This is a genomic window from Glutamicibacter sp. MOO4, from assembly GCF_056934395.1.
The window spans coordinates 1,298,205-1,320,266 of record NZ_CM167800.1; the positions used below are offsets into that span (position 1 = coordinate 1,298,205).

A 22,062-nucleotide genomic window follows, 5' to 3' on the forward strand; every position below is an offset into this window, starting at 1 on the left:
TTAATCCAGACGCCATGGCTGAAGCCCATCTTCAATGGCACCGTACGCGTTCATCGTGGCCTTGGTCCTTGCTAAAGACGCTTTGGAATCAGCAGCAGGCAGACAATCGGAGACGTCAAAAACTTCGCACCATTTCACTGGCGACTTAGAGAGCTGATGCGGAACCCATTCAAGCTTGCTAACTTCCCAGTCCCCGGACTTTTTGCCTTCGCTAAATGTCGCTTTGACGCTGATGCCTTCGCGGTTCAGGATGGTCTTGGTCGCGTGCTTGGCTACCGAGTTTCCCAGCCCGTAAACAATCCAGGTGCCGTCGTACTTTTCAATAGGAAGCACCGAATGCGTGTGGTGCATGTAGATGAAGTCGAAGGCCCCGGAGTCAGCCAGCGCATGGCCAAGATTTTGTTGCTCGGCGGTGGGTCGGTTGGTGTATTCGGTTCCGTCGTGAATCGCGGCCACAAGAATTTGAGCCCCGGCCTTTTTCGCCGCTTTGCCCCGGTTGATTAACCTTTGTGCGTCAACACCGGTATCGACCTGCCAGTTTGCATCGGCAGCTAATCCATTAAGCGAAAAGGTACTGGTCACTACCCCGAGCTTCACGCCATCAATTTCCATAATCGGTGGCTTCTGAGAATCCTTGTGTGTGCGGTAGGAGCCAGTGGCAAAAAGTCCATGCTCCTCTAGCGCATCCAGCGTCCGGTTCACTCCGGAGGTTCCGGCATCCACGGTGTGGTTGGTCGCCGTGGTGCAACCGTCGTACCCCACGTCTTTCAAATCAGCGAGAATCTGTTCAGGGACAGTGAAGCGCGGGTAGCCCGAATATGGTGGCTTTCCTATTGGTGTTTCAAGATTGCACAGGGCTGCGTCCGCGTCCTGAGCGTATGGCTTGAGCCCGGCTAGTAGCGGGGAAAAATCATAATCTTCACCGTTGCCCGATTGTGCTTGGGCGGATGTTTTCGCCTCGTCCAAAAGCGCAGGATGCAAGAGGACATCGCCGGTGACCATCAGTGAGAAGTCTTTTGGTTGATCACGATCAACATCGGCATTCTCCGCACCGGTACTGTCCGGATTTGATGCAGTGCCTGACGGCGTGTGCTGCGCGGAAGACTGACTGTTCTGGTTCGGGGTGTCGGTAGCCGAACAGCCCGAGAGCAGAGCAATACCAAGCAAGCCGGCAGTCAGGGATCGAGTAACGAGGGCCACACGCTGATGCATGCTTTGAGCCTAGCCCAGTATGACCTCAGGGGTGTTAATGCAAGCTCAATCACGTTGTTTATGAAAGCCTATGCTTATGCAAAATCCGCTCTTGACACCAAGTACCCGCCCTTACCAATGGCCGGCCTTTGACTCGATTACTGCCGATCACTACTTGGAAGCGGCCGAACTCGGAGCCGCGGAACAACGCGAAGAATTACAGCGCATTGCCTCTGAACCTGGCGAGCCAACCTTCGCCAATACCTTCCAAGCGCTTGAAAGCAGCGGACAAACCCTGCGTCGGGCAATGATGACGTACTTCAGCGTCTTGTCCGCTCATGGAACTGAACCAATCAGAGCCATCCAATCCCAGATGTCGGCAATCTACAGTGCGCAAGAAGACGAGATTTACCTAAATAAAACCTTGTACTTGCGTTTACAAACCCTTAATTGTTCACAGCTGGAGGGCGAAGACGCTCGTCTAGCGAAACAGACCCTAAAGGACTTTGAACTCTCCGGCGCGGCGCTGGACGAATCCGAAAAGCAAAAGCTCAAAGAACTCAACGCACAGCTATCGGAGCTTTCGAGCCAATTCGGCAATCGTGTGTTGGAGAACCAAAACGCACATGCGGTGCTCTTTGAATCCACCGACGAACTTGCCGGGTTGAGCACACAAGCCATCGACTCGGCGGCTCAGGCTGCCAAACAAGCCGGGCATGCTCAGGGCTACCTTCTGCCCTTGGTATCTCCGACCCAGCAGCCACTGCTTGAATCGCTGACCTCTAGCGAGTCTCGTCGTAAGGTCTTCATGGCCTCGATCTCTCGTGGAACCGACGAGAACCCAACGATCCATCTTGCTGCACAGATGGCTGCTCTTCGCGCCGAACGTGCTGAGCTACTCGGCTTTGCCAACCATGCCGAAACAGTTCTCGCCCAGGCAACCGCGCCTTCAACTGCGGCAGTCCAAGAACGACTGGCTGAACTTACCGTAGCTGCCACTGCCAATGCTCGTAAAGAAGCCGAAATTCTTGCCAAGGTTGCTGGCCATGAGCTCAACGCATGGGACTGGAAGTTTTACTCTAACCAGGTGTTGCGTGATGAATACGCGGTGGATTCCGAGGAGCTGCGGAACTACTTTGAGCTTGATCGAGTTCTGATTGATGGCGTCTTTGCTACCGCTACCAAGTTGTATGGCATCACCTTCACGGAACGCTTTGACCTACCTACGTATCACGAGCAAGTTCGTGTCTTCGAGGTTTTCGACGCTGATGGCAGCCCGCTGGCTCTCTACACCGGTGACTATTTGGCTCGTGAAACCAAAAAGGGTGGCGCTTGGATGACAAGCCTGCGTGATGCGGCATCCTTCTTTGGCGAACTGCCCATTGTGACTAACACGTTGAATATCTCGGCTCCGGCTGACGGTGAACCCGTCTTGCTGTCACTGGATGAAACCAATACGTTGTTCCACGAGTTCGGTCACGCGCTGCACGGCATGTTCTCCAACGGTAAATACGCTTCCCTTTCAGGCACCTCAGTCCCCCGCGATTTTGTCGAATTCCCTTCACAGGTCAACGAGATGTGGGTTTTGGATCAGCAGGTCATACCCGGCTATGCCTTGCATCATAAAACAGGTCAGAAGCTGGATGAAGCAACCATTAGTAAGGTGCGCGACGCCGGGCTATGGGGTCAGGGCTTTTCTACCACCGAATATCTCGCGGCCAGCGTGCTGGATTGGGCATGGCACACGATTCGCGCTGGTGCCGTCATCGAAGATCCACTGCAGTTCGAACAGCAGGTTCTCAACGATGCTGGTTTTGATACAGAACTGATTCCGCCACGCTACCGGACCGGTTATTTCCAGCACATTTTCGCCAACGGATACTCAGCTGGCTACTACTCCTACATATGGAGTGAAGTACTCGACGCCGACACTGTGCAGTGGTTCGAGGAAAATGGTGGCTTGATGCGCGAAAATGGAAGTCGGTTCCGTCAGGAACTACTTTCGCGCGGTAACACGCGCGATCCCCTAAAGTCCTATGAATTGTTCCGTGGCCGCACCGCTCGGGTAGAGCCGTTGCTGCGCCGTCGAGGATTGGTGAACGCAGAATAATGACGACGATTGCCTCCGCACAGGAAGCACTGAGCCACTGGCATCAGGCACTAGCAGTTGCCACAGGCGGCAAGATTTTTACCACCCACGGGTGCTCATGGGCATGGCAACCGGTGCGCAAGCGCTTGATCTTGCTGTTCCCGGAGAACCCGGAGCCCTCAGGGTTGCGCCCAGCACTGGCCGAGGGCCAGCGTTTAGGCGCCCGCCGGGTGGAAGCTTGGGTTAATGCTGGGTCTGACTCCGCTGAACTGAAGGCCACAGGTTTCTCTGACAACGCACAAGTATCTTGGCACGCTGGACCGTTGGCTATTCCGATGGATCGTTGGGCCGGCAAAATTCGCCTGGGCAATAACGTTCCTGAAGCCACCGGTGCCGATGCTTCCGAGCTGAACGTCACTAATTTGTGGCGAGATCTCAGCAGCCAGCTTTCTAGCGGGCATCCGGCCTTACGCCGTGTAGAGCACGCTTTGGCACGAACCGATGAAGGCGAGATCGTTGGTCGCGGTTTTGCTCAGCAGGGTTTGGGCGGTCAGCTGATGATTCATTCGCTGGCAGTGGGCAAGGAATACCGCCGTCAGGGTGCTGGCACAGCACTGCTTCAAGGGCTTTCGCGCTCCATGATCAATCCGCTCTCACCGCCTGACGAAGAGACTGCGGTGGAGCTGCTTGCTGCAGCGACGCCGTCAAGCGCTGATTTCTTCACGGCCAACGGTCTGAAATTACTTGGTCGCGGTCGCCACTTGGTTCTTCGGTCTTGGAACTAGTAGCAAAACTATAGCCAGGTAAACAGGTGCGCGGTGCACAGAAAATATTTTCTGTGCACCGCGCACCTGTTTGTTTCTTGTTTATTCGGAGCGAAGCACTCGATACACCAAGCGAGCAAACGCGCCCGCCTTCCTAGCCTCGGAAAGTTCTAACCTTTCGCTACCAATGGTGCGAGGTAGCAAGGCGGCCCCACCGGAGAGCGCTGCTGGTGCGACGGTCAGGGCCAACGTATCAACGGCGTCAATATCGAAGAATTGTCCAAGAAGTTCTCCGCCACCGAGCACCCAGAATGTTCTGTTCGCCGGCGACTTCTCGAATGTGTGGCAAGATCTCAGCAACGGACCCGCTGACCAGTCGTACGTCGGCGCCCTGTGGGATAGGAAGATCCCGCGAGGTAAACACGTAGGTCGTGATACCGGGATAGAAATCCTGCCACTTTTGTGGATTTTCGATTAGCTGCTCATGTTCAAGCATCCACATATACGTATTGGCACCTTCAACGTGGACGCGCACGTTCTGCGGGAGCAAGTCCGGGTCTGGCTCTTGGGCTCCAGGCACGTCAAAGAGCCATTGCAAGCTGTGGCTCTCGTCGGCCAAGTAGCCGTTCAGGGTCACTGCTGCATCAAAAATGATCTCGCTCATGCACTTCAATTTACTACAGCGACTTACCTCGAACTCTTTCTTCTCTTTCGTCGAGATCGCACCTAGTTGGAATTCGACCTCGACGAAGGATCGGCAATGAAACGAGCGGAACAAACGAGTTCGGCTGCTAACTACTCCCCTGGTTTAGGCAGGATCAACAATCGGAGAGTAATGCGAAGCGTCGCCCTCAACCGAGTAGCTTGATTTTCCTTCAACGCTGCGTGGAATGTCGCCAGCAACGGTGATGCGGTTGAGCTTTCGGGGTGCGCGGCCATAGTTGTCGATGGCGTAGTGCTGGGTAATGCGGTTGTCAAAGAGCACCAGCTGGTTTGGTTCCCACGCTACGCGCAGTACGTTCTCCGGACGGGTCACGTGGCTCTGGAGCAAACGCAAAATGTCGTGGGACTCGTATGGTGAGACGCCAACAATCTTCAGGTGTCGGGCAAAGGTACCGATGAACAGTCCTTTTTCTCCGGTCAACGGGTGAACGCGAACTACTGGGTGGATCGTACGGTACTTTTCCGAGACGAAGGCTTCTTGGTACGCCTTCTCTTTATCGGTGTTTACCGTCCGTGGCCGCACGTAGTCGGAATCGTTAGAGTGTTCAGCCCACAGCCCGTCAGCAAGTTTTTGAATCTCCGCAGGTAGGCTGCGGTACGCGGCAGCCGCGTTAGCAATCAGAGTCTCTCCACCGTACGGAGGCAACGTTATTGCACGAAGCGTGGAAGCTTGAGGCGGATTAACAATAAACGTGACGTCGGTGTGCCACTGATTGGCGATGGCTTGTTCGCTATCTACCGGTAGTACCGTCTTCTTTTTCTGCTCGCTGAAGGTCACCGTCGGGTGGGCAGTAGTCAACGGACCAAAGTGCGAGGCGAAGAGTTCTTGCTGCTCGTCCGTTTCGATTCCCGACTGGCTGAAAACTAGCGCCTTGTGTTCGTTCAGCGCCGAGCGGATCGCATCAACGGTCTGGGAGTCCAGGGGTCCGGAAAGGTCCAGGCCTTCAATGCGAGCACCGATATGTTCGCCGAGCTTTGTTAGTTTCAGGCGGGTGGCGGTGGTGGTAGTAGTCATGTTGGCCTCCTAAGCAGCAGTGTTGACGCGGCTGCGTTGATCTCTTCGATGATGCTCCATCTGTGGAACACCCCCTCAGCCTAGGGGCGAAAAAACTCCGGCAAAATAGGCCCGTCACACGGCGATAAGTATTGCTTTGAGTGTCGTTTGCGCCTTGCTGAACATTGCGAAAAGCTTCGAGAAGGACGACATGCGGGTCGCAGATGTCTTGGAATGACCTAGATGAATTCTCATGAATAGGCTCTCTAAGATCGCGCGTCGGAATCTAGAATTTTGCCGTGCAGCGCAAAGCGGTCCGCCAGAAAAATCTGACGGACCGCTTTGATGTGTGCCTCGTGTCTAGTTGGAGAATCGAGGCCGGAAATATCGGGGTGAGAAGTTCTTACCAGCCACGCTCGGAGAGGCGGTGTGGCTCTGGCAGTTCGTCGACGTTGATGCCGACCATGGCTTCACCCAAACCGCGGGAGATCTTGGCCAGCTCGTCTGGGTTATCGAAGAAGGTGGTTGCCTTCACGATTGCTTCGGCGCGCTCTACCGGGTTGCCGGACTTGAAGATACCGGAACCTACGAACACACCGTCCGCGCCCAGCTGCATCATCATGGCAGCGTCGGCCGGAGTAGCAATGCCACCTGCGGTGAACAATACGACAGGTAGCTTGCCGGTGTGTGCGATTTCCTTGACCAGTTCGTATGGAGCCTGCAGTTCCTTCGCGGCTACATACAGCTCGTCTTCTGGAAGGGCTGCAAGCTTGGCGATCTCGGAGCGGATCTTGCGCATGTGACCGGTGGCGTTAGAAACGTCGCCGGTTCCAGCTTCACCCTTGGAACGAATCATGGCTGCACCTTCATTGATGCGGCGCAGAGCCTCACCAAGGTTGGTAGCACCGCAAACGAATGGAACGGTGAATGGCCACTTGTCGATGTGGTTCTCGTAGTCTGCTGGCGAAAGGACCTCTGACTCGTCAATGTAGTCAACACCGAGGGACTGCAAAATCTGAGCTTCAACAAAGTGACCGATACGAGCCTTGGCCATCACTGGGATGGAGACCTCGCTGATGATGCTATCGATCATGTCTGGGTCGCTCATGCGTGAGACGCCACCCTGTGCACGGATGTCGGCTGGAACGCGCTCAAGAGCCATAACTGCAACGGCGCCGGCATCTTCAGCGATGCGCGCCTGCTCTGGAGTGACTACGTCCATAATGACGCCGCCCTTGAGCATTTCGGCCATACCGCGCTTAACGCGGTCAGATCCGACGACGGAGTTCTGGTTGTTCGTAGACATGGTGAAAAGTAGTTCCTCTCGACACTGCGTGGATTCGCTTTGGACCAGTATTTATAAGGCTTAAAGCGAGGTGGTACGCCAGTAATCGTAGGAGTGGATTGCTTTATTACCTTAGGTGTTTCGTCATATTGTTACGTTAGGAGATTAGTCGCCTAGATGCAGATTAGTGCGTAACATAGCGTTTCGCCCTCAATTACCTAGTCAGAGCTTCTTCTTCGGGTTAATGCACCTTGGGTGTGCGTGGCGGCTGATCACCGGGGTTAAACAGAAAGTGGCGGTAGGAATAATTGGATATTCCTACCGCCACACAACACTGATGTGTGTTTAGCTCGGGTTCTCGCTGTCCCATGCCGCAGCGATGGCCTCACGAACCTCAGAAAGTGTCTGCGGGATCGCTTTTGTTTGAGCAATGATCGGGAAAAAATTCCCGTCTCCGCTCCATCGAGGCACAATGTGCTGATGCAGGTGAGCAGCAATTCCCGCTCCCCCGGATTCACCCTGGTTCATGCCCAAGTTAAAACCGCTTGGGTTCGAGACCTTACGCAAAACCCGCATTGACTGCTGAGCCAGCGCCGCCATTTCTGCGGTTTCTTCCACCGTGATGTCGGTGTAGTTAGGCACATGGCGGTAGGGGCACACCAGCAAATGCCCCGGGTTGTACGGGAAGAGATTCAAAATCACGTAGCAGGTTTCCCCGCGGTGCACGATCAACGCTTCTTCATCCGTGCGACCGGGACCAGCACAGAACGGGCAGCTAGCCTCATCTTTGACTTGGTCCTGGCCGCCCTTGATGTAAGCCATCCGATAGGGAGTCCATAGGCGCTGGAACGAATCCGGCACACCGGCGAGTTCAAAATCGTCGGTGACGGACTGATCTGATTCCTGCATACTTATGGGCTCCCTATCGGCACTAGTAGCAACTAGTTGTTGTTATCGCGGCTCTTGATGGCTTCAACAATGCGAGCTACTGCATCGTCGATTGGCACCTGGTTTTCCTGACTTCCGTCGCGGAAGCGGAAGGACACTGCATTCGCATCGGCATCTTCGCCACCGGCGATGAGTACAAACGGAATCTTGTCCTTGGACGCGTTGCGGATCTTCTTTGGGAAACGATCCGTTGAGTCGTCCAGTTCAACACGAACACCCTGAGCCTTGAGCTTGGCGACAACCTCGGAAAGGTAATCGTTGAAAGCCTCAGCCACTGGGATGGCGCGAACCTGGACCGGCGAAAGCCATGCAGGGAAAGCACCAGCGTAGTGCTCGGTCAGTACGCCCAAGAAACGCTCGATGGATCCGAACTTCGCAGCGTGGATCATGACCGGTTCCTGACGACTTCCGTCAGCAGCCTGGTACTCCAGACCGAATCGTGCAGGCTGGTTGAAGTCGTACTGAACGGTACCCATCTGCCAGGTACGGCCGATGGCATCTTTAGCCTGAACCGAGATCTTCGGACCGTAGAATGCGGCTCCACCTGGATCAGCAACCAGCTCAACACCGGTTTCAGTGGCGACACGTTCTAGCACGGCGGTGGCTTCTTCCCACTGCTCGTCCGAACCGATGAACTTATCCGATTCAGGATCGCGAGTGGATAGCTCCAGGTAGAAGTCATCCATACCGAAGTCGCGCAGCAACGAAAGCATGAAGTTCAGCAGGTGCTCAACTTCAGCCGGTGCCTGTTCCTTGGTGACGTAGGAGTGCGAGTCATCCTGGGAGAAACCGCGCACGCGGGTTAGGCCGTGGACCACACCGGACTTCTCGTAGCGGTAGACGTGACCGAATTCGAACAAGCGCAGTGGCAGTTCGCGGTAAGAACGTCCGCGGCCACGGAAGATCAGGTTGTGCATCGGGCAGTTCATTGCCTTCAGACGGTATTCCTGACCCGGCTTGGTGATGTTGCCATCTTCGTCGCGCTCTTCATCGATATGAAGTGGCGGGAACATGGTGTCCGCGTAGTAAGGCAAGTGACCCGAGGTGTGGAAGAGCCCATCCTTGGAGATGTGTGGGGTGCCCACGTACTGGAAGCCTTCTTCTACGTGGCGATCGCGCACGTAGTCTTCCATCTCGCGCTTGATGATGCCGCCCTTAGGGTGGAACACCGGCAGGCCCGAGCCAAGTTCATCCGGGAAGGAGAACAGGTCCAGCTCGGCACCGAGCTTGCGGTGGTCGCGACGCTCAGCCTCAGCCAGACGCTCCTGGTAGGCCTTGAGGTCCTCTTTGGTTGGCCATGCGGTGCCGTAGATGCGCTGCAGCTGCTTGTTCTTTTCGCTACCCAACCAGTAGGCGGCGGCCGAACGGGTCAGCGAGAAAGCGTTCTTGATCAGCTTGGTGTTTGGCAGGTGCGGGCCACGGCACAGATCCTTCCACACAGTGTCGCCGGACTTGCGATCAACGTTGTCGTAGATGGTGGTTTCGCCGGCAGCAACCTCAACGGTCACGCCTTCACCTGAAGTATCGGCCGAGTCAGCCTTGGCCAGCAGCTCGCACTTGTATGGCTCGTCAGCCATTTCTGCCTTGGCTTCTTCTGGCGAAACTTCGCGGCGGGCAAAGAGCTGGTTCTGGTTGACGATCTTAAGCATCATCTTTTCCAGCTGCTTCAGATCTTCTGGGGTGAATGGCTCAGCGACATCGAAGTCGAAGTAGAAACCGTCAGTGATGTACGGTCCAATGCCCAGCTTGGCATCGGGGCGCAACTGCTGCACAGCTTGAGCCATGACGTGGGCAGTGGAGTGACGCAGCACCTCCAACCCTTCTGGGTCGGTGATGGTTACGCGGGTGACAGTGGTTCCAGCAACAAGTTCGCGGGCCAGGTCGCGTAGGACACCATCGACGTGCATAACAACCACGTCTTTATCATTGGTGAAATACTGCAGACCGGTTGTTCCCGCGTCCACCTGTACCTGCTCGCCGTCAATGGTGAGAGTCAGCTGCTCGCTCATGAGATCGGGTTCTACCTTTCAATCTGGGATGGCTTCATAGCTTGTGGCATACCTTGGCCACAGCCAGCCAGAATCCAGTTTAGTTCAGGACCTCACTTCAGCGCGCGTTCACTTCGGGTTTCGGGAGGATTGTTGACCCACATGTGATTCGTTCAACAACGAGTCTGCATTAAACAGGCTCATGACATACCCAAACTCTTTGGGCCCACTGGTCAAGACTCCTAGAACAAACTCCGCTAACCCGTGCACCAGTGGGACTCGAAAATTCGTGGAAAGCTCGATCATCCATGGCTTCTGTTATCTCAGAAGCCTAGGCTTATGTCATGAACAAACCTGCTTCCCCGGTAATCAGCGCCATCACCCTCGGTGTGCGCGATGTCGGAATTTCCACCAAGTTCTACACCGAGGGCTTGGGGTTCGAACTGGTTCAACCAGCTCACCCGGAGATCGCTTTTGTCCGCGCAGGCTACGGTCTGATGCTTGCCCTTTGGGATGTAAAACAGATGCCGTCCGAGTACGGAAATGTCGGTCACAGCAAAATGGCTCCCCCACTTTCTTTGGGGCATAACGTGCATTCGGATAATGAAGTGGATCATCACTACCGGCGAGCGCTGGATGCGGGCGCTAGCTCGATCTCTGAGCCAACGGTGCAGCCGTGGGGTGGCAAGAGTGCGTGCGTAGCTGATCCGGATGGTTTCCGCTGGGACTTTGTGCATAACCCTTCGTTTGTTATCGATGCCAACGGGCATATTTCTTCGGTTTAGTCACGCCCCACGCTGATCAAGCCCTTCGGCCTCCATACGTTTGGCGAGTTCGCCGACGCTCTCGCTCTTGCGTGCGCCCTCGCCGAACTTTGGTCGGTAACTAATTTGCGGTCGTCCTTGTTCTTCAAGGTATCCGGCGACCGGCAACGATTCTGACTGATGCAGATCCCAAGCGTTCAGTGCTTGTAGTGAGATGCCACGTGGTCCGGTGCGTCGGGTGACTCCATGGATGAGCAACATGCGGGTAGAGAAGAGTAAAGGCCCGGTGCGTTGTTGTGTGTCATCGAAGAAGGTGGCATCGATACAGCCGGTCCCGTCATCCACGGAAATGAAGACCACGCGTTTACCGCCACGCATAGGTGGTGTTTGAGTGGCTATGCGCACTCCGGCGACTAGTACCTCGGTGCCGTTACGCAGGTGTAGTAGTTCCGCTGCTTGGGTAATAGGCAGGTGTGAGAGCCTGCGCCTATAGGAAGTCATCAAATGCTCACTGGCATCTAGGTGCATCAGGTCTAGTTCGGTGCGTACTACCTCGGCCGGGTCCAGCTGTGTTCCGGTGGCTTTGATGTGTTCGATCTGCCCGAGGTCCAGTGCCAGTTGGCCGGGGCCGGGACGGTACTTGGCCGGCAGAGAGCTGTGCACCATCGATTGAGTGTGAGCGATTGTATCGGCACGAGAGGTTCCTGCCAGTAAAGAGTCAAAGACACCAAGCGCGGCAAGGTTTTGGTAGGTACGTCGTGAGAGCCCTGCGCGGGCGCGGACATCTGCGAGGTGCTCATATGGCTGGCCCGCCACTAGTCGCTGGACTTCGCGTTCACTCATCTGGTGAATGTCGCGGAAGGCTAACCGGATTCCGTAGCGTCCGGGGCGTTGTGATCCTACGGCTCTGGGCACCATGGGAACCTTCGCTGGAGCGTATTCGAATACTCGTTCGACTCGATAGTGTCCGTTGGAGCGGTTGATATCTAGCGGGAGGATAGGGACGCCCATACGCCGCGCTTCGGAAACCAGTAATCGTTTGGGGTACATGCCTGGGTCGTGTTCCCAGATCCCAGCGAGGAAAGCCTCGGGGTGATGCGCTTTGAGCCAAGCCGAGTGATAGGTGGGTACGGCAAAGGCAGCCCCGTGGGCTTTGCAGAAGCCAAAGGACCCGAACCCAGAGAGCACCTCCCAGACTTGATCAATAGTTTCCTGGCTGTAGCCGCGCTTGGTTGCCTCGGTACGCACGTAGCGTTCAACGGCTGGTTCTTTCTCTGGGTTGCCAAGCAGGCGCCGGTAGACATCAGCCATCCCTAGACCACAGCCGGTCAGCACATCAAGCATGCGCAACACCTGCTCGTGGAAGACGGTAACCCCGTGGGTTTCGGCGAGCGCAGGGATCAGGTCTGGGTGCAGGTATTGGGCGGGAGCGAATCCGTGGCGGTGTTCTAGATAGGGCTTGACCATATTCGACTGCATGGGCCCGGGACGGAAGAGCGAGATGTCGATGATCAGATCGTTAAACTCACGGGGAGCGAGTTTGCCAACCAGTTCACGCTGTCCTGGGGACTCAATCTGAAAGCAGCCCAGGGTGTGAGTGGAGCGGATCAGATCAAAGGTGGGTTCATCATCGAGTGGCACCTTGGCTAGGTCAATCGCTCCACTGGCATCGATGTAACTGTCGTTAGTGTGTCCGCCTGCACGAGACGCTTGCTCCTTGCTTGGGTGCATGCGAGCGATCTCTTCAAGCGTGTAGGCGATGGCTGATTGCATGCGCACCCCGAGCACGTCGAGCTTGATCAACCCCATCAGGTCCATATCGTGCTTGTCGAACTGGCTCATCTGCAATCCGATGCCTGAGGGCTGCACCGGGGTACGGTCCAGCAAGCTCGCATCAGAGAGGATCACCCCGCAGGGGTGCATGGAGATATGTCTTGGCAGTCGGTCCAATCGTTCGGTGGCGTCAATGAGAATATCGAGCTGAGTGTCATCGGTAATGCGCTGTGCTAACGCTGCTAACTCTGGCTTCTCCACCAGCGCTTCACGGAAAGAGGAGGCAGAGAAGCGCCAGAGCTGTTTGGCGATCTCGTCCACTTGCTCCTGCTCTACACCCAAGGCAGCACCTGCGTCGCGGACAGCGCCACGGGCGCGGTAAGCATTCTGCATGCTCATCAGGCTGACGCGTTCCTCACCGAAGCTGGAGAAAATCTTGTGATAGATCTCGTGGCGTCGCGCGGATTCAACGTCAATATCAATATCGGGCAGGGTGGTGCGGGTATCGGAGAGGAAACGTTCGAACACTAGGTCGTGGGCCAACGGGTTTACTTGGCTAATACCTAAAAGGTAGTTCACTAACGAGGATGCGCCTGAGCCTCGGGCGGCTACGCGTACGCCCATCTCGGTGATCAGGTTTACGGTCTCCGCCACAGTGAGGAAGTAGCCGGCGAAGTCCAACCGTTCGATCACGCCCAGCTCTAGGGCTAGGCGTTCTTCTACTACGTTTGGTGCTTCGTTTCTTAATAGGGTGGGCACGGCCCCGTATACACGATCGGTGAGTTCTTGCATGGCCGGTCGATACAGGCCGATCACCCTGGCTTCCGGAATGACCGGCGACTTCCACCCCAGATCCGTTACGGGATCTATTGCCGCCCAGTGTGCCACCGCTTCGGTTTCCCGCAGCATCTGGTGCGCCCAGCTCCTTTCGGTAGCTTGGCCGATTTCGGTAGCCAGTTGAAACATCTCGTGCGGTGTTTTCAGCCACCCTTGCCCGTTGGGTTGGCAGAAATCCAGATTTTTCAGGCTATGTAGAGCCCGCGCCGAGTCCAAAATGTCTGCGGTGACTGCCCCGTCGGGGTCTACGTAGCGCACGGCGTTGGACAGTACCGCTTTGATCTGGCGTTCGTAGGCGTAGCGCAGTAGGCGTGATGCTTCACCTAAGCTGTGGCGCGAGCCAGGAGTGGAGAGGTGCGTGGTGATTTCTACCCGCAGCATTTTTCCAACTCGTTTTTTCCACTCGGCCAACAGTCCGCGGGCTTTAGCGTAATTCCCCTTCAGGATTGCTCGAGCTACGTCTGATTCACCACCCAGCAGGAGCATCAGGTTTCCGCTTTTACTTAGCTGGCCCAACTGATTAGCGCTGAGCCCAGGCACGCCGTGAGCTGTATTGTGCGCGAGGCTGATAGCCCGGCAGAGTGCTGCATATCCAAGACCATTGTTGTGCCCCTGCGCCAGTAAAACGATCCTGCCTAGAGTTTCCCCATTGTCATCGAGTACAGCTAGATTCACTCCGAGAATGGGAGCTATACCTTCTGCCATGCAGGCGGCTACATGTTTGACCGTCCCGTAAAGCCCATCCCTATCAGTAAGCGCCAGCATAGGTGCTCCCTGCGCCTTGGCTGCTTGAGCCAGAGTGCGTGGATGCGACACCCCGTAATGGGCGCTATAGGAAGAACTGACGTTCAGATGGGTAAAGCTCATAACGGTCCTTCGAAAATATGTTCCCCTGCCCGTAAGCTCAGGCGCTTTGGGCCAGCTCTTGATGCACGCGCACCAGCCGCCACCTCTCGGTTTGCGCATCAAAGCTCACATCAAAGGTGTGCTCTTGTTTGGATCCGCTCACCGCAACCAACTGCAGGCGCCACATCTCATAGTCAGCGAGCCCTGCCCCGATCCCCCGAGGAATCCGCAGGTTTTCGTCCCACCACTTGCGACGTTCAAACCAACGCTGAGGTTCAGCAACCAGTCGGTAGTCCCGCCCCTGCCACTTCACGCGCAGTGGCATTCCGTTTGCTGCACGGGCAACCTCAATTGACTCGGTGAACATCCCCACGCGTGCACTCCTTACTTAGTAGAACCAGTCTATTCGAATACTTGTTCGAACGATAGTTACACTAGTCATCGGCTCCGACAGTTTGGCGCCGAGGGGAACTGGGGCACCTTGCGCAGCAAAATAAATCTCTGCGCAGCTTCACTAGTAGCCAGCCGCAGAGCAACAAAAGATGTGAAAGTCACTGACGACTTGGCTCTGGGCGAAACCGGGTGCGTCATTGTGCCGCGAATGCTCGATTAGTACCGAACACACCGATAGCATCGAAACAGCAACACTCAATCGTTTCAGGAGTTAAATCCCATGCCTCATAAGGTCAAAGCCGTCATTTCCCGTGTTAAGGACGCACCAGTTGAGGTCGTCGATATCATCGTTCCGGACCCAGGTCCCGGAGAAGTAGTTGTCGACGTGCTCACTACCGGCGTCTGCCACACCGACTTGCACTACAAGCTCGGTGGCATCGGCGATGAATATCCTTACCTGTTGGGCCACGAGTCCACCGCAGTAGTCAGCCAGATTGGCGAGAACGTCACCAACGTCAAAGTTGGCGACCGCGTTATCCTGAACTGGCGTGCAGTCTGTGGCCAGTGCCGCGCCTGCGCCAAGGGTCAGCCAAAGTACTGCTTTAATACCTTCAATGCCACCCAGAAGATGACCCTTGAGGACGGCACCGAACTATCCCCAGCACTGGGCATTGGTTCCTTCGCCGAAAAGACCCTGGTTCACTCCGGTCAGTGCACCATTGTTGACGAAGATGCTGATCCAGCAGCTGTAGGCCTGCTCGGCTGTGGTGTCATGGCTGGCATCGGTGCAGCTATCAACACCGGCGAAGTAAAGCGTGGCGAGTCGGTAGCCGTGATCGGCTGTGGCGGTGTTGGCGCAGCTGCCATTGCCGGCGCGCAGCTAGCCGGTGCGACCACCATCATCGCCGTGGACGTCAACGCAGACAAGCTGGAAGGCGCAAAGAAGTTCGGCGCCACCCACACCGTTAACTCTTCCAAGGTTGACGCTGTTGAGGCTATCCAGGAACTGACCGGTGGCTTCGGCGCCGACGTTGTCATTGACGCAGTAGGCCGCCCAGAAACCTACAAGCAGGCCTTCTACGCTCGTGACCTTGCCGGCCGCGTTGTGCTCGTGGGTGTCCCAACCCCAGAGATGAAGCTGGAACTGCCATTGCTTGATGTCTTCGGCCGCGGCGGATCACTAAAGAGCTCGTGGTACGGCGATTGCTTGCCAAGCCATGATTTCCCGATGCTGGTTGAGCAGTACAAGCTCGGACGTCTTGACCTCGGTGCCTTTGTCACCGAGCGCATCTCTATTGACCAGATCGAGGAAGCCTTCAACAAGATGCACGAAGGTACCGTGCTGCGTTCGGTGGTGGAAATCTAATGACCGCTCGTATCGAAAACGTAGTTACCTCAGGTACCTTCTCTCTCGACGGTGGCACGTGGGACGTTGATAACAATGTCTGGATCATCGGTGATGACTCAGAGGTACTAGTCATTGATCCTGCCCACGATATTGAGAAGATTCGTGAAGTCATCGGCGAACGCGAAGTGATGGCAGTTGTGCTCACCCACGGACACGACGACCACATCCGAGTAGCCGGCGAATTTTCTGACGCCGTGGATGCTCCGCTCTTCCTCAACATGGAAGATCGCATGCTCTGGGATGCTGTCTACCCAGAGCGCGACGTAGACGCTGAAATCAACGATGGTGACACGTTCACCATCGCTGGTACAACCCTCACGGCGCTACATACCCCGGGCCACTCGCCGGGGTCCACCAGCTTCTATGCAGAAGATCTGGGTGTGCTCTTCAGTGGTGACACCCTGTTCAACGGTGGCCCGGGCGCGACCGGGCGCAGCTACTCGAGCTTCGAAACGATCATCGAATCGATTCGGACCAAGTTGCTGACCCTGCCTGAACAGACTGTAGTGAACACCGGCCATGGTGACGCCACCACCATCGGTGCGGAAGCCCCGAATCTGGACGAGTGGATCAAGCGCGGCCACTAAAAGGCTCATTAGACACTTTCGGCAGTCAACCATCAGTGGTTGGCTGCCGAAATGTTTAAAGGGTGCTTTTTGAAACATTCTTAGCCGCTGGCGTCGCTGGCTAGAACAGTGCGTTGCTGTGCGCTTCGATAAGTTGCGGAGAATCATTGCGCACATTACCAACCGCCTTATCAACCTCGTGCATGGTCCAAGTTGATGCGACGTCAAAAGCTTGAGCCCGCAATTCCTCGATTAACCCTTGACCGTCTGCTTCCGCAGGGTTCATCCACCGTGCCATCATTTGATGGTCCATCGGAATCGGCAATCGGTCATGCAGTCCAGCAAGCTCACCAAGCACCCCGGGCTCATCGGCGGAAGGCGACTCCATAGTCAGAATCGAGGTGGAGAGGATCCATGTGTCATCCTCGTCCTTCCACCACTCGTACAGTCCAGCAAAAAAGATCAACTTCTCATCTTCACGGTGCACAAAGAAGGGACGCTTTTTGCTCCCCTCTTTCTTCCACTCGTAATAGCCCTGGACGGGAACCGCAGCCCGACGTTTTTTCACCGCTGCTCTAAAGGTCGGCTTGCTGGCCGCAGTTTCGCTACGTGCGTTAAAAGCTCTAACGCCTACGGACAGTTCCTTCGCCCATCCAGGAACCAGTCCCCACCGAGCAACATGGATTTGCCTGTGCAACTGATCATCAATCAGACGCTCTAGCACTACCGGCACATCAGTGGTTGGGGCTACGTTCCACGACTGTCGCAGTTCAAGGTTTTCGTCAGCCTCAGCTTCGGCCTCAGCAACTAAATCACCGATTGCCTTGGCCATCACGTACCGTCCACACATTTTCTGCTCCTCGTACCGCCCGGGGGAAATCTGCTCCCAGTCTAACCATCAAGTTCAAGGAAATCAGAGAAAATTCTGGGCCACTTTGGGAACAAACACAATAGGGTCACGGTTATACCCTGTATGAGCAACGAATTGAACCTTGACCAGTACGTTCCTGACGCAGGTGGCGTCACCATGTTCACCACTAGCTGGTGCGGATACTGCCGTAACCTCAAGCGTCTGATGGATCAGAAGGGTGTGGCATACACCGAGGTAAACATCGAAGAAGTTGAAGGTACCGCTGAGATTGTGGAGTCCTTCAACAACGGCAATCAGACGGTTCCGACATTGATCTTCCCTGATGGCACTGCTGCCACCAACCCACGAATCGAAGAAGTTGTAGAGCGCATCGGCACCTAATTAGTTACACCAAGTATCAGCGCTGACCCCAATAAAAAATCGGTACTTGAATTTCAGGTACCGATTTTTTGTTGCCCAGAGTTGTTAGCTCATGCGCCGATCAAGCTGACATGCTCCCGGTATTCCTCAAGGAGCGCAGCGATGAAGGCTTCAGTAGTTGCGGGGGCGACAAGATCGCTGGCGGCACCCACCGTCGTCGGGTCCATCGGGATTTCCATTGCTTGATAGACAGCGTTCAGCACCTGACGCAGTGGCTCTGAATCCTCAATGACAAACACCGAGGAGAAAAGCCATGCTCCGGCGACCACGCGCTGGGCTGTCCCCACGAGTTTTACCGGATAGTTTCGTGGCGAAGCTGAGGTTGGTAGTCCATGAACGGAGTGCTCCCCCGGGCAGTATTCTCCCGGAATGGGGCCGATCCGAGCATCAACACCCAAACGGGCAAGAGCCTTGGCGTAAATATCGGCAAAAACTTCAAAGCGTTTTTGCTGTCCCAATACCGCTTCGTGTTGTGGCTCGAGGTGATCAACAATTAATGATCCACGGTGGTAGGCAGCAGCACGGCCGCCAGCCTTGCGCACCAGAGGCATGAAGCCTCGGTCTTCTGCGGCCTGACGAGCTGCTTCATATCCAGATAAACGAACATCGCGCTGACCAAAAGCCAACGTAGGATCCGGACGATACAACCGCAGGGTCGGCCCACGATCTCCAGATTGAATTTCGCGAAGTAACTGAACCCCGCGTTCCAAATCTGCAGCAGGATCACCGCTAGGATCTTCGATTTCTAGTGTTAGCGGAGCATCCGACTGAGGATTGAACAAACTCATAACAATGAGTCTAATTCAGGCATTGGCTACCAGTGGAGTTGATGTCACAACGCAGGAATGTAGTCAGCTGAGAAATCTGCGCCATAATTATAGGCGTGCCAAATTCTTCTACTCCTGTCATCCTGATCGGCGGACCCTCCGGTTCAGGAAAGTCCTATCTCGCGTCAAAGTACGGTAATCCGCATCTGCCGCTCGACGAGTACTACCGACAGCTCAGTGAAGATGGCAATCCTGTCCCGTTCCCGCGTACCGCGTACGGCGAAGTCGACTGGGATCATTCGGGCACCTGGAATAAGGAAGCCGCGCTACAAGCGATCGATGAGCTGTTGGAAAACGGCAGCACCATGGTTCCGAACTATTCGATCTCAACTTCCAGCTATGACGGGCACCGAGAAATCAGGTCAGCTGCCGGACCGATTGTCGCTGAAGGAATTTTTCTTTACGAACTGCTCGAGCCACTGAAGGCAAAGGGAATCAACGTACAGGCATACTACGTTGATGAGCCCGCGTTAGTCACTGGCATTCGTCGCTTTGTCCGCGACGTCGCCCAGCGGCGAAAGCCAGTGACCTTCCTGCTCAAACGGGGTTACGCATTGTTCCGTGTTCATGGCGCTGACCGCGAGAAGTATCGCGAGCGTCAGTTTGTTCTTATGCCCAAGCCGGAACTCAAAAAGCTACTTTCCCAACTTTCTGCATCCTGAACGCTTTCTAGCGCGAACGTACAGTCAGAATCTGTTCGGCTCGACCAAACGGACCGGTGAGATCGTGCAGTACCGTCGAGGTGAGCCCAATTCCGTCGGCGCCGAAGCTCTGTTGCACTTCTAACCCGAGCCACGAACCTTCAGGCTGTCGGTACATGTGAATCTGCAGATCCAAGTTTGGGTAGACCCAAGTCCCCTCGCTGGGCTCGACGCGTGGGGCGACACCGTTGGCGGTATCGATCAAACCTACGAGCCTAGCCATATCTGAAGCATCTGCACTATCAACAAGTGCGTACTTGGTGCGCAACCAAGCGATTCCCTTGCCAAGTCGCCAATCCTTGCCTGCCCGCATTTCGAGCGAACGAATGTACCCGCCTGGCCAACGCTGGCTAACTTGCTGTACTTCGCATTCATCTGGACCAGGAATTGTTGCATCTTCGATACCAGCGACCTGGTTCGAATCGCCTTTAATCACTCTCCATGCCCGTGCCACGATGCTGGTTCGGCCCTTGGCTGTCATCTCAGCTTCGATCAGCTCGATGGTTCGTCCCGGTCGAACCATTCGCGTGGTGATCTCAAATTCACCTGCATGGATCAATCCGTGGATTTCAAAACTCAGCCGGGCAATGCGCATGTCATCACGAGGCTGAAAGTTTTCCAGTTCGTAAGCCAAGATTCCTGACGCCGGAGCCATGTGCTGCTCGTGTTCATTCCAGGCTCCTTGCGCGTGCAATGACGAACGGTAGCGCCCCTGCCCCAAAGACTCGAAATAGTAGTCACCTTTAGCGAGAATCTTCTCGAGTTCCTCAGTGAGCTGATGCGTCATCGCTGTCCTCCTGGCGTTTGAAAATGTTGCACTGCCCTCAGGTTATCCAAGAGCGACTAAAACCAACAGACTAGTTGCCACTGTCATGCTGATGAGCTTTCTGTCCAGCGCTGTCCAAGATGCCCAAAATTTCTGCAACACCGTCTTTCGCCCAGATGGCATGCGGCGTCATCGTATCGAATTGCGCCGACTGACCCGCCTTCACGTGATACGTCCGCTCCCCCAGCTTTAACTGAATCTCACCAAGCAAAACGGTGAACCACTCTTTCCCCGGATGGATACGTAATTCGCTAGGCGCCGGCGCTTTAGAAGGATCAATACGCATCTTAGAAACGTTGACCCCATTAACGGCATCATCCGTCGAGAGCTTCCACAGAGTAATGCCGGGCAGTGAAATCGGTTCGGGCCGAATGATGATCTCAGCTTCCGACGTGGCAACAAGTTCATCGAGGCTTGTGCTTAGGGCTTTGGCGATCGGCACCAGCTGGTCCAGCGCAATCCGACGGCTTCCGGTTTCGATTCGGCTCAGTGTTGAAACGCTGAGCGAGGCCTTACTCGCCAATGACTCCAACGACCAGCCATGGTTTTGCCGTAAGGTGCGGATGCGCTGTCGGATGATCTGGTCTACTTCCAATTCTTGCGTCATGCGCAAAACGCTACACCCTCTAACGCAAACCGTCGATAAGGTAAAAATCTCAGCTTCACCATTCGAGAGGAACCATCATGGAACACTTTGAAGTCATCGTTATCGGAGGCGGCAGCGCCGGCCTGGCAGCTTCAATTGCGTTGGCACGGTCGATGCGCTCAGTACTGCTCATCGACGAAGGACAACCGCGCAACACCTCAGCACTACATGCCCACAACCTTCTCGGCCAAGAAGGCAGCAATCCTCTTGAACTCCTCAAACGTGGTCGGCAGGAAGCAGCGAGTTACGGAGTTCATCTCACCGAGGGAACCGTGAGTTCATTATCAGGCACCCTGACAGAGGGGTTTAGCGTCAAGGTTGATGCTCGGAACTTCACTGCGGAACGTATCATCCTGGCCACCGGGCTGAAGGATCAGCTTCCGCAGATCTCAGGGCTTGATCGTGCATGGGGAACCTCCGCTATCCACTGCGCCTACTGCCACGGCTGGGAAGTCCGCGACCAACAGATACTTGTCATTGGCTGCGGCCCAATGAGCGCACATCAAGCAATGATGTTTAAGCAGCTGAGTTCCAACATCAGGTTCGTCAACCACGAACCTGCCGAGCTCACCGAAGAAGGAAAGTCGATCCTCAAGGCCCTAGCCATTCCGATAGTGAACCAGAGTGTGCAAGCGCTGGAGTTTGATCAGTCAGGCACATTCGAAGCTATACGCCTAGATAACAATGAGAAACTGCACGCTCAGGCAGTGATCGTTGCTAGTGCAATGCGCGCCAACGCAGAACTCTACAAATCTCTAGGCGGCGAGTTGAGCGAACATCCGTTGGGAACATTTATCGCCGTCAACGAATCCGGGGCCACCGCGATCCCAGGTGTCTACGCTGTAGGCAACGCAAGCAATCTGGGCGCAATGGTCATGGCAGCGGCGGCGTCTGGAACTTTGGCCGGTGCCGCAATCAACGCTGAGCTACTCACCGCCGCACTGTAAAACTGTTCATACTCTTCTGCTGCCCTGCGATTCATTCCTCAGCAGCAGGAGAGAACAGTGCAACACCGCGGGACGCAACACGAACATTCATGGTAAAAATCGCCAGAATTCCGGGCTTTTTTCGCTACGACGCGCCAACGTAGTGTCAATCACTTCGCGGGTTGGCCGAATCAATGGTACGCTTTAGTTGTTACCTCGACGCCTGCAGGTGTGACTCACCCGCCGACAGACGTTAGCAGTAGGATTTGTAGCACG

The 22,062-nt window shown here is 55.4% G+C and carries 21 protein-coding genes; 8 read left to right on the forward strand and 13 right to left on the reverse strand.

Annotated elements, in window-relative coordinates; genetic code table 11:
- The gene (locus AC1Z3F_RS06015; RefSeq protein ID WP_483566797.1) at positions 1–1,212 is read right to left on the reverse strand and encodes a CapA family protein; all 1,212 of its coding nucleotides are present in this window, start codon (positions 1,210–1,212) and stop codon (positions 1–3) included.
- Between the two features lie 76 nt (positions 1,213–1,288).
- Here AC1Z3F_RS06015 and AC1Z3F_RS06020 point away from each other — a divergent pair, with 76 nt between their 5' ends.
- Positions 1,289–3,301, forward strand: coding sequence for a M3 family metallopeptidase (locus AC1Z3F_RS06020; RefSeq protein ID WP_483566798.1), 2,013 nt, complete (start codon positions 1,289–1,291; stop codon positions 3,299–3,301).
- Positions 3,301–4,065, forward strand: coding sequence for a GNAT family N-acetyltransferase (locus AC1Z3F_RS06025; RefSeq protein ID WP_131088291.1), 765 nt, complete (start codon positions 3,301–3,303; stop codon positions 4,063–4,065). Before AC1Z3F_RS06020 ends, AC1Z3F_RS06025 begins: the two co-directional genes overlap by 1 nt.
- Positions 4,066–4,146: 81 nt before the next feature.
- Here the strand turns inward: AC1Z3F_RS06025 and AC1Z3F_RS06030 are convergent, their stop codons facing one another.
- The 6 genes from AC1Z3F_RS06030 to thrS all read right to left on the reverse strand — a co-directional run bounded on the left by AC1Z3F_RS06030 (position 4,147) and on the right by thrS (position 10,003).
- Positions 4,147–4,350, reverse strand: coding sequence for a dihydrofolate reductase family protein (locus AC1Z3F_RS06030; RefSeq protein ID WP_483566799.1), 204 nt, complete (start codon positions 4,348–4,350; stop codon positions 4,147–4,149).
- Positions 4,307–4,708 (reverse strand): dihydrofolate reductase family protein, encoded by a 402-nt coding sequence (locus AC1Z3F_RS06035; RefSeq protein ID WP_483566800.1) that lies wholly within the window; start codon positions 4,706–4,708, stop codon positions 4,307–4,309. The genes AC1Z3F_RS06030 and AC1Z3F_RS06035 overlap by 44 nt, the downstream gene beginning before the upstream one ends.
- Before the next feature lie 144 nt (positions 4,709–4,852).
- Complete coding sequence (locus tag AC1Z3F_RS06040; RefSeq protein ID WP_483566801.1) at positions 4,853–5,782, reverse strand: TauD/TfdA dioxygenase family protein; 930 nt, start codon at positions 5,780–5,782, stop codon at positions 4,853–4,855.
- A gap of 382 nt (positions 5,783–6,164) precedes the next feature.
- Positions 6,165–7,067 (reverse strand): pyridoxal 5'-phosphate synthase lyase subunit PdxS, encoded by a 903-nt coding sequence (pdxS, locus tag AC1Z3F_RS06045; RefSeq protein ID WP_131088294.1) that lies wholly within the window; start codon positions 7,065–7,067, stop codon positions 6,165–6,167.
- Between the two features lie 324 nt (positions 7,068–7,391).
- Positions 7,392–7,955, reverse strand: a complete 564-nt coding sequence (locus AC1Z3F_RS06050; protein WP_131088295.1) for an HIT family protein — start codon at positions 7,953–7,955, stop codon at positions 7,392–7,394.
- Positions 7,956–7,987: 32 nt separating this feature from the next.
- The gene (gene thrS, locus AC1Z3F_RS06055) at positions 7,988–10,003 is read right to left on the reverse strand and encodes a threonine--tRNA ligase (protein WP_131088296.1); all 2,016 of its coding nucleotides are present in this window, start codon (positions 10,001–10,003) and stop codon (positions 7,988–7,990) included.
- Between the two features lie 323 nt (positions 10,004–10,326).
- On the opposite strand from thrS, the gene AC1Z3F_RS06060 reads away from it, so the two are divergent.
- Positions 10,327–10,767 (forward strand): VOC family protein, encoded by a 441-nt coding sequence (locus AC1Z3F_RS06060; protein ID WP_483566802.1) that lies wholly within the window; start codon positions 10,327–10,329, stop codon positions 10,765–10,767.
- On the opposite strand, the gene AC1Z3F_RS06065 is transcribed toward AC1Z3F_RS06060, so the two are convergent.
- Positions 10,768–14,223: a DNA polymerase III subunit alpha gene (locus tag AC1Z3F_RS06065; RefSeq protein WP_444613498.1), complete on the reverse strand. Its 3,456-nt coding sequence runs from the start codon at positions 14,221–14,223 to the stop codon at positions 10,768–10,770. It lies immediately after the preceding gene.
- Between the two features lie 37 nt (positions 14,224–14,260).
- Positions 14,261–14,569 carry a DUF6504 family protein gene (locus AC1Z3F_RS06070; RefSeq protein WP_347559253.1) on the reverse strand — a complete coding sequence of 103 codons (309 nt, stop codon included), beginning with the start codon at positions 14,567–14,569 and terminating at the stop codon, positions 14,261–14,263.
- A 306-nt stretch (positions 14,570–14,875) separates the two neighbouring features.
- On the opposite strand from AC1Z3F_RS06070, the gene AC1Z3F_RS06075 reads away from it, so the two are divergent.
- Together AC1Z3F_RS06075 and AC1Z3F_RS06080 are read left to right on the forward strand one after the other, a co-directional pair.
- The gene (locus AC1Z3F_RS06075) at positions 14,876–15,961 is read left to right on the forward strand and encodes an S-(hydroxymethyl)mycothiol dehydrogenase (RefSeq protein ID WP_131088300.1); all 1,086 of its coding nucleotides are present in this window, start codon (positions 14,876–14,878) and stop codon (positions 15,959–15,961) included.
- Positions 15,961–16,590, forward strand: coding sequence for an MBL fold metallo-hydrolase (locus AC1Z3F_RS06080; protein ID WP_131088301.1), 630 nt, complete (start codon positions 15,961–15,963; stop codon positions 16,588–16,590). Before AC1Z3F_RS06075 ends, AC1Z3F_RS06080 begins: the two co-directional genes overlap by 1 nt.
- 100 nt (positions 16,591–16,690) lie before the next feature.
- On the opposite strand, the gene AC1Z3F_RS06085 is transcribed toward AC1Z3F_RS06080, so the two are convergent.
- Entirely contained in the window at positions 16,691–17,419 is a 729-nt protein-coding gene (locus tag AC1Z3F_RS06085; protein ID WP_131088302.1) for an SOS response-associated peptidase, read from the reverse strand.
- A 123-nt stretch (positions 17,420–17,542) separates the two neighbouring features.
- Between AC1Z3F_RS06085 and AC1Z3F_RS06090 the strand changes: the two genes are divergently transcribed.
- Positions 17,543–17,821 (forward strand): mycoredoxin, encoded by a 279-nt coding sequence (locus AC1Z3F_RS06090; protein ID WP_262197645.1) that lies wholly within the window; start codon positions 17,543–17,545, stop codon positions 17,819–17,821.
- 89 nt (positions 17,822–17,910) lie between these two features.
- On the opposite strand, the gene AC1Z3F_RS06095 is transcribed toward AC1Z3F_RS06090, so the two are convergent.
- A complete protein-coding gene (locus AC1Z3F_RS06095; RefSeq protein ID WP_131088304.1) occupies positions 17,911–18,648 on the reverse strand; it encodes a lipoate--protein ligase family protein in 738 nt (245 codons plus the stop codon).
- A gap of 95 nt (positions 18,649–18,743) precedes the next feature.
- Here AC1Z3F_RS06095 and AC1Z3F_RS06100 point away from each other — a divergent pair, with 95 nt between their 5' ends.
- Positions 18,744–19,349 (forward strand): uridine kinase family protein, encoded by a 606-nt coding sequence (locus AC1Z3F_RS06100; protein WP_131088305.1) that lies wholly within the window; start codon positions 18,744–18,746, stop codon positions 19,347–19,349.
- 7 nt (positions 19,350–19,356) lie between these two features.
- Here AC1Z3F_RS06100 and AC1Z3F_RS06105 read toward each other — a convergent pair whose 3' ends face one another.
- The gene (locus AC1Z3F_RS06105) at positions 19,357–20,175 is read right to left on the reverse strand and encodes a thioesterase family protein (protein WP_483566803.1); all 819 of its coding nucleotides are present in this window, start codon (positions 20,173–20,175) and stop codon (positions 19,357–19,359) included.
- A 70-nt stretch (positions 20,176–20,245) separates the two neighbouring features.
- On the reverse strand, positions 20,246–20,821 hold the full coding sequence (locus AC1Z3F_RS06110; RefSeq protein ID WP_444613500.1) for a helix-turn-helix domain-containing protein: 576 nt from the start codon (positions 20,819–20,821) through the stop codon (positions 20,246–20,248).
- 77 nt (positions 20,822–20,898) lie between these two features.
- Here AC1Z3F_RS06110 and AC1Z3F_RS06115 point away from each other — a divergent pair, with 77 nt between their 5' ends.
- Entirely contained in the window at positions 20,899–21,807 is a 909-nt protein-coding gene (locus AC1Z3F_RS06115) for an NAD(P)/FAD-dependent oxidoreductase (RefSeq protein ID WP_444613501.1), read from the forward strand.
- Positions 21,808–22,062: the final 255 nt, after the last annotated feature.

Excerpts from the sequence above, each read along its gene's own strand:
- AC1Z3F_RS06060 (WP_483566802.1), top strand. The coding sequence starts at position 10,327 with ATGAACAAACCTGCTTCCCCGGTAATCAGCGCCATCACCCTCGGTGTG.
- AC1Z3F_RS06025 (WP_131088291.1), top strand. The coding sequence starts at position 3,301 with ATGACGACGATTGCCTCCGCACAGGAAGCACTGAGCCACTGGCATCAG.
- AC1Z3F_RS06105 (WP_483566803.1), bottom strand. The coding sequence starts at position 20,175 with ATGACGCATCAGCTCACTGAGGAACTCGAGAAGATTCTCGCTAAAGGT.
- AC1Z3F_RS06015 (WP_483566797.1), bottom strand. The coding sequence starts at position 1,212 with ATGCATCAGCGTGTGGCCCTCGTTACTCGATCCCTGACTGCCGGCTTG.
- AC1Z3F_RS06065 (WP_444613498.1), bottom strand. The coding sequence starts at position 14,223 with ATGAGCTTTACCCATCTGAACGTCAGTTCTTCCTATAGCGCCCATTAC.
- AC1Z3F_RS06075 (WP_131088300.1), top strand. The coding sequence starts at position 14,876 with ATGCCTCATAAGGTCAAAGCCGTCATTTCCCGTGTTAAGGACGCACCA.
- AC1Z3F_RS06095 (WP_131088304.1), bottom strand. The coding sequence starts at position 18,648 with ATGAGTTTGTTCAATCCTCAGTCGGATGCTCCGCTAACACTAGAAATC.
- AC1Z3F_RS06035 (WP_483566800.1), bottom strand. The coding sequence starts at position 4,708 with ATGAGCGAGATCATTTTTGATGCAGCAGTGACCCTGAACGGCTACTTG.
- AC1Z3F_RS06110 (WP_444613500.1), bottom strand. The coding sequence starts at position 20,821 with ATGACGCAAGAATTGGAAGTAGACCAGATCATCCGACAGCGCATCCGC.
- AC1Z3F_RS06090 (WP_262197645.1), top strand. The coding sequence starts at position 17,543 with ATGAGCAACGAATTGAACCTTGACCAGTACGTTCCTGACGCAGGTGGC.
- AC1Z3F_RS06040 (WP_483566801.1), bottom strand. The coding sequence starts at position 5,782 with ATGACTACTACCACCACCGCCACCCGCCTGAAACTAACAAAGCTCGGC.
- AC1Z3F_RS06115 (WP_444613501.1), top strand. The coding sequence starts at position 20,899 with ATGGAACACTTTGAAGTCATCGTTATCGGAGGCGGCAGCGCCGGCCTG.
- thrS (WP_131088296.1), bottom strand. The coding sequence starts at position 10,003 with ATGAGCGAGCAGCTGACTCTCACCATTGACGGCGAGCAGGTACAGGTG.
- AC1Z3F_RS06020 (WP_483566798.1), top strand. The coding sequence starts at position 1,289 with ATGCAAAATCCGCTCTTGACACCAAGTACCCGCCCTTACCAATGGCCG.
- AC1Z3F_RS06050 (WP_131088295.1), bottom strand. The coding sequence starts at position 7,955 with ATGCAGGAATCAGATCAGTCCGTCACCGACGATTTTGAACTCGCCGGT.
- AC1Z3F_RS06070 (WP_347559253.1), bottom strand. The coding sequence starts at position 14,569 with ATGTTCACCGAGTCAATTGAGGTTGCCCGTGCAGCAAACGGAATGCCA.
- pdxS (WP_131088294.1), bottom strand. The coding sequence starts at position 7,067 with ATGTCTACGAACAACCAGAACTCCGTCGTCGGATCTGACCGCGTTAAG.
- AC1Z3F_RS06085 (WP_131088302.1), bottom strand. The coding sequence starts at position 17,419 with ATGTGTGGACGGTACGTGATGGCCAAGGCAATCGGTGATTTAGTTGCT.
- AC1Z3F_RS06080 (WP_131088301.1), top strand. The coding sequence starts at position 15,961 with ATGACCGCTCGTATCGAAAACGTAGTTACCTCAGGTACCTTCTCTCTC.